Annotated in this window: 8 protein-coding genes; 7 read left to right on the forward strand and 1 reads right to left on the reverse strand. The window is 64.9% G+C overall.

Going from position 1 to position 5681, the window contains the following annotated elements; all coding sequences use genetic code 11:
* The 3 genes from EOA29_RS22970 to EOA29_RS22980 all read left to right on the forward strand — a co-directional run.
* On the forward strand, nt 1–1311 hold a 1311-nt coding region (locus EOA29_RS22970), incomplete at its 5' end, for an acyl-CoA dehydrogenase family protein (protein WP_127221597.1).
* A gap of 153 nt (nt 1312–1464) precedes the next feature.
* A complete protein-coding gene (locus tag EOA29_RS22975) occupies nt 1465–2010 on the forward strand; it encodes a hypothetical protein (protein ID WP_126093854.1) in 546 nt (181 codons plus the stop codon).
* Complete coding sequence (locus tag EOA29_RS22980) at nt 2010–2351, forward strand: DUF6105 family protein (RefSeq protein WP_126093855.1); 342 nt, start codon at nt 2010–2012, stop codon at nt 2349–2351. Before EOA29_RS22975 ends, EOA29_RS22980 begins: the two co-directional genes overlap by 1 nt.
* On the opposite strand, the gene ruvX is transcribed toward EOA29_RS22980, so the two are convergent.
* Nucleotides 2293–2775, reverse strand: a complete 483-nt coding sequence (ruvX, locus tag EOA29_RS22985) for a Holliday junction resolvase RuvX (protein WP_126093856.1) — start codon at nt 2773–2775, stop codon at nt 2293–2295. The genes EOA29_RS22980 and ruvX overlap by 59 nt on opposite strands.
* 107 nt (nt 2776–2882) lie before the next feature.
* On the opposite strand from ruvX, the gene EOA29_RS22990 reads away from it, so the two are divergent.
* The 4 genes from EOA29_RS22990 to EOA29_RS23005 form a co-directional block, all read left to right on the forward strand.
* Nucleotides 2883–3590 carry a metal-dependent hydrolase gene (locus EOA29_RS22990; protein WP_126093857.1) on the forward strand — a complete coding sequence of 236 codons (708 nt, stop codon included), beginning with the start codon at nt 2883–2885 and terminating at the stop codon, nt 3588–3590.
* A gap of 117 nt (nt 3591–3707) precedes the next feature.
* Nucleotides 3708–3995, forward strand: coding sequence for an Asp-tRNA(Asn)/Glu-tRNA(Gln) amidotransferase subunit GatC (gene gatC, locus EOA29_RS22995; RefSeq protein WP_126093858.1), 288 nt, complete (start codon nt 3708–3710; stop codon nt 3993–3995).
* 6 nt (nt 3996–4001) lie between these two features.
* A complete protein-coding gene (locus EOA29_RS23000) occupies nt 4002–4460 on the forward strand; it encodes a GNAT family N-acetyltransferase (protein ID WP_126093859.1) in 459 nt (152 codons plus the stop codon).
* The coding region (locus EOA29_RS23005; protein ID WP_145969751.1) for an amidase family protein at nt 4460–5681 on the forward strand (1222 nt) is incomplete at its 3' end. The genes EOA29_RS23000 and EOA29_RS23005, both read left to right, overlap by 1 nt.

Here is a 5681-nt window from a genome sequence, read left to right on the forward strand (position 1 = left end):
GAGATCGGCCGCCGCCATCAGGTGAGGGCGGCGCGCTTCTACCTGACCGCTGAATTGGAGACCGGGCATCTTTGCCCCATCACCATGACCAGCGCCTCGCTGGCGGCGCTGATGGCGAGCCCGAAACTGTTCCGCGAATGGGCGCCGCGCGTGACGACGCGCAAATACGACCAGAGCCAGAAGCCGCCGGTTGAAAAGACCGGGCTTACGCTCGGCATGGGCATGACCGAAAAGCAGGGCGGCACCGATGTACGCGCCAATGTCACCAAGGCCGAACGCATCGGCAGTGGCTTCTATCGGCTCGCCGGGCACAAATGGTTCATGTCGGCGCCGATGTCGGATGCTTTCCTGGCGCTAGCCCAGGCGCCGGAGGGCCTATCCTGCTTCCTCGTTCCACGCATCCTGGGTGATGGCTCCAGCAACGGATTTCGCTTCCAACGCCTCAAGGACAAGCTCGGCAACCGCTCCAACGCCTCGTCGGAAGTCGAGTTCGTCAACGCCATCGGCGAGATGGTCGGCGAGCCCGGCGCCGGCGTCAAGACGATCATGGATATGGTGACGCTGACCCGGCTCGACTGCGCCGTAGCGTCTTCGGCTATCATGCGGGCAGGGTTGGCCGAGGCCGTCCACCACTCCCGCTATCGCCAGGTGTTCGGCGCCAATTTGGTCGACCAGCCGCTGATGCAGCGGGTGCTGGCCGACATGGCGCTCGACGTCGCCGCCGCCACCGCGCTGTCGTTCCGGCTCGCGCGCTCCTTCGACGAGGCGGCAAGCGATCGCGGCGAGGCGGCCTTTGCCCGCGCCATGACGCCGGTGGTCAAATACTGGGTCTGCAAGATCGCGCCGCCGCTGCTTTACGAGGCCATGGAGTGCCTCGGCGGCAACGGCTATGTCGAGGAAGCGCCGCTCGCCCGTTACTATCGCGAGGCCCCGGTCAACGCGATCTGGGAAGGCTCGGGCAATGTCATGGCGCTCGACGTGCTGCGCGTGCTCGGCCGCGCGCCCGCCCTGTTCGAGGAGGTGCTGGCCGGCATCGACCGCGATCTCGGCACCGGCGGGCGCGGCACCATCGGCGTGCTCAAAGCGGCGATGCAGGTCGCTTCGACCGATGAGGGCTCGGCGCGCCTGCTCACCGAGCAACTGGCGCTGTCGGCGGCGGCGGCGGAGCTGCGCAGGCTGGGGGCAGGGCGGATTGCCGACGCCTTCGTCGAAACTCGGCTCGGCGGCCAGTGGCGAACCACCTACGGCATGCTCGATTCGCGCCATGACGCGCGCATGATCATCGACACGCTCTATCCACCGCTGACCTGAACAGCCCCGACAAGCCGCGCCATCGCCGGCCTGTGGATGGCCGTTAACCCTAACAAATGGTTTCCGTTGCGGGGAGCCCTTACAGAGACCACTCTGTCCACCGGAGTAGGGAAGTGTTAACCATGAGCCCGTGCTCCGCCAGGCAGGAAGCGCATGCGGCACGTGTTGACATCATTTCTGGCCTTGCACTGGGCGGTCGTTTTCGCCCTGCTGGCCTATATCTGCATGGATGGCGATCGCGGCATCGCGTCGGCGCTCGGCGTGCTTGGCGTATCTGTGCAAAGCAGCCGCTTTCCGGGTCTCGATCAGGCCCTCGTCGTCGCGCCGCTTTCGATCGCGCTGCTGATTGTCGCGCTGCTGTTCTGCTGGGCTTTCGTCGAAACGCTGCTCAACATCGCGACAAGGCCGGATGCCGGCGACGCAGTGGTGCGGATCGCCTTCATCTTTGCCTCTTTCCTGCTGTCGATCATCCTCGTGGGTGGCGCCGCGCAAGGCATCAACGGGCTGTTCATGGTGGTCGCCGTCCAGATGACGGCGCTGCTTGCCTCTTATGTCGCAGTGCTCGCCGAGCGACGCTCGGCCATGCACGAGAACGAGGCCCGCCTGGCTGCTCATCGCATCGCAACGGGCGCCGCGCACAGTTCGCTGCTGTCCCGCATCTCCAGTCACCCGGAAACCAGGCCGGGAGGTCGCCGCTGATGCGCACGCTGTTCGCATTCTGGGCTGCTCCGCTGGTCCTTTTCTGGGGCTGGTTCTTCCTGTCGCTCAACGACCTCAATTTCGGCTACGTCATGCTCAGCCGCCAGTTGCATGACCTGGTCTTCCAGATTTACGGCCAGATGCTCGGCATCGATCCGGCGATCATCCCGGGCATGGTCGCGCGGGCCTGCGTGTTCGACACTTTCCTGCTGCTCGGACTGGTGGCATTCCGCCGCCGGCGCCAGATCGCCGAGTGGATCAGTCAGCGCCGAGACGGCCCGGTCAGTCCGGAGCGGATCGGCCGAGCGACTGAAGCCGGTCCAACGCTCCCTGCAGAATAAAGGCGGCGGCCGCCGAATCGATCTTGCCGGCGCGCTTCTTGCGCGAGAAATCCATCTCGATCAGCGTTCTTTCAGCGGCGACCGTCGACAGCCGCTCGTCCCAGAGTACAAAAGGCAGGTCGGACAAGGTCGCCATGTTGCGCGCGAAGGCGCGGGATTTTTGCGCGCGCGGCCCTTCCGACCCGTCCATGTTGACGGGAAGGCCGAGCACGATCGCGCCGACATTGTCCTTCTCGAGCTGAGCCAGCAACTGGGCGGCATCGAGCGAAAACTTCTTGCGCAGGATGACCGGGCGCGGATGGGCAAAGGACAGGCCGCGGTCCGACACCGCCACGCCGATCGTCTTGTCGCCGAGGTCGAGGCCGGCAAGCGTGCGGCCGCCCGCGAGCCGGGCCGGCAATTCCTCGATGCTGATGATGCTCAACGGCCCACCCCAGTGATTCGCCGCGCGGCTTTTTGACAGGCCGCGGGACTTTCAATTTGCCGTCGGCGTTCTATCCTTTGATAACGAGAAAATCGAGGAACGCATTCATGAAACTGACCTGGTACGGACATTCGGCATTCCGCATCGAGACAAAGGACGCCAATATCCTCATCGATCCGTATCTGGTCGGCAATCCGTCCTGGACGGGCGGCTGGGAAGGCCCGGCGGAAGGGGTGACGCATGTTCTCTTGACGCACGGCCATAATGACCATGTCAGCGGTTCGATCGAGGTGCTGAACAAGAGCGGCGCCATGCTGGTCGCCAATTTCGAAGTGTGCATGTATCTCGTCGGCCAGGGCGTCAGCGACAAGAAGATCAATCCCGGCAATATCGGCGGCACCGTCGATTGCGGTCCCTTCACCGTCACCTTCGTCCAGGCGCTGCATTCCTCCTCGTTCGGCGGCCAGGGCGGCACCAACACCTATCTCGGCAATCCAGGCGGGCTGGTGCTGCATTTCCCGCAGGACAGGACGCTCTATCACATGGGCGACACCGATATCTTTTCCGACATGGGGCTGATCAACGAATTGCATGAGCCGAAGATCGGGATCGTGCCGATCGGCGACCGCTTCACCATGGGCGGCGCGGTGGCGGCCCTTGCCTGCCGTCGCTTCTTCAACTTCGATACGGTCATTCCCTGCCATTTCGGCACCTTCCCGATCATCGACCAGACCGCCGACAAATTCGTGGCCGGCATGGAAGGCTCCGGCGTCAAGGTGGCGCTGCCGGAGATCGGCAAACCGATCGCGATCTGAGCCGGCCTTCTTCCAGGCGCCGGAGCGGTCCGCAGTCCACTCGGTTCAACATGATCGATATTGCGCCGCAAGCGCCGCGCCGCTATAGCCCGCACTGGTTTTCCCGAGGCGATAGATATGTCCGTTGATCTTCAGACCGTGAAGCGCGTCGCGCACCTTGCCCGTATTGCGGTGAGCGAGGAGGACGCCGAACGCATGACAGGCGAACTGAACGCCATCCTCGGCTTCGTCGAGCAACTGAACGAGGTCGATGTGTCCGGCGTCGAGCCGATGACCTCGGTCACGCCGATGGAGATGAAGAAGCGCCAGGACGTCGTCACCGACGGCAGCAAGGCGGCCGACATCGTCGCCAACGCGCCGGCTACGGACGAGAATTTCTTCCTCGTTCCCAAGGTCGTGGAGTAGGGCACGATGGCCGTCGAGATCGCCGTCGAGACGCCCTTGCAGGACGAGGTGCGCGCGCTGATCGCGGAGCTCAACGCGGCGCTGCTCGAACTGACGCCGCCGGAACATTGCTATCACCTGACCGTCGAGCAGATGGCTGGCCATGACACGACCGTGTTCATCGCCCGCGACGGTGGTCTTGCCGTCGGCTGCGGCGCGCTGAAGCGCCATGGCGGGGCGACCGGCGAGGTCAAGCGCATGTATACGCGGCCCTCGCATCGCGGCCGCAAGATCGGCGCTGAGATCGTCGCGCGGGTCGAGGCGCTGGCGCGGCAGGAAGGGCTGAAGCGCCTGGTTCTGGAGACCGGCGACCGCCATCCCGCCGCTTGGACCGTCTATGAGCGCGCCGGTTTTTCGCGTTGCGGCCCGGTGCTGGATTATCCCGACTCCGAGTGGTCGGTGTTTTACGAAAAGAGCCTTGCCTGATGAGCGACCTCACACATCTCACCATTTCCGAGGCCCGCGCCAAGCTGCGCGGCAAGGAGATCTCGGCTGCCGAGATCACGGAAGCCTATCTCTCGGCGATCGAGCGCGCCAATCCGGTGCTCAATGCCTATATTGCCGTCACCGCCGACAAGGCGCGCGACATGGCCAAGGGCTCCGATGCCAAGCTCGCGAAAGGCGAGGGCGGGGCGCTGGAAGGCATTCCGCTCGGTATCAAGGATCTGTTCGCCACCGAAGGCGTCCACACCCAGGCCTGCAGCCATGTGCTGGACGGCTTCAAGCCACACTACGAATCGACCGTGACCAGCAATCTCTGGGCCGACGGCGCCGTCATGCTCGGCAAGCTCAACATGGACGAGTTCGCCATGGGCTCGTCCAACGAAACCTCCTATTACGGTCCGGTCATCAATCCATGGCGGCGCTCGCGCCTCGACACGGTGGTGATGCCGACGACGCATCAGGGTGACGGCGGCTTCGTCTCGGCCGGCGGCGCGAAAACCGCGCGGACCCTGGATAACGCCCAGCTGGTGCCGGGCGGCTCGTCCGGCGGATCGGCCTCGGCCGTCGCGGCCTTCCTCTGCGCGGGCGCCACCGCGACCGACACCGGCGGTTCGATCCGCCAGCCCGCCGCCTTCACCGGCACGGTCGGCATCAAGCCGACCTATGGCCGCTGCTCGCGCTGGGGCGTGGTCGCCTTCGCCTCCTCGCTCGACCAGGCGGGTCCGATCGCGCGCGACGTGCGCGACGCCGCCATCCTGTTGAAGTCGATGGCCTCCTCCGACCCGAAGGACACGACCTCGGTCGACCGGCCGGTGCCTGACTACGAAGCGGTGATCGGCAAGCCGATCAAGGGCATGAAGGTCGGCATTCCGAAGGAATACCGCGTCGACGGCATGCCGCAAGACATCGAGGCGCTCTGGCAGAAAGGCATTGCCTGGCTGAAGGATGCCGGCGCCGAGATCGTCGACATCTCGCTGCCGCACACCAAATACGCGCTGCCGGCCTATTACATCGTGGCGCCCGCCGAAGCCTCGTCCAACCTCGCCCGCTATGACGGCGTGCGCTACGGGTTGCGCGTGCCCGGCAAGGACATTGTCGAGATGTACGAGAAGTCGCGCGCCGCCGGCTTCGGCCGTGAGGTCAAGCGCCGCATCATGATCGGCACCTACGTGCTGTCGGCCGGTTACTACGACGCCTATTACC

Origin of the sequence: Mesorhizobium sp. M1E.F.Ca.ET.063.01.1.1 (assembly GCF_003998155.1) — a bacterium.
In the GTDB taxonomy this organism is placed as follows: domain Bacteria; phylum Pseudomonadota; class Alphaproteobacteria; order Rhizobiales; family Rhizobiaceae; genus Mesorhizobium.

Bases quoted from the DNA above. Each gene is read 5' to 3' on its own strand.
- EOA29_RS22990 (WP_126093857.1), top strand. From the start codon at position 2,883: ATGAAACTGACCTGGTACGGACATTCGGCATTCCGCATCGAGACAAAG.
- EOA29_RS22980 (WP_126093855.1), top strand. From the start codon at position 2,010: ATGCGCACGCTGTTCGCATTCTGGGCTGCTCCGCTGGTCCTTTTCTGG.
- EOA29_RS23000 (WP_126093859.1), top strand. From the start codon at position 4,002: ATGGCCGTCGAGATCGCCGTCGAGACGCCCTTGCAGGACGAGGTGCGC.
- gatC (WP_126093858.1), top strand. From the start codon at position 3,708: ATGTCCGTTGATCTTCAGACCGTGAAGCGCGTCGCGCACCTTGCCCGT.
- EOA29_RS22975 (WP_126093854.1), top strand. From the start codon at position 1,465: ATGCGGCACGTGTTGACATCATTTCTGGCCTTGCACTGGGCGGTCGTT.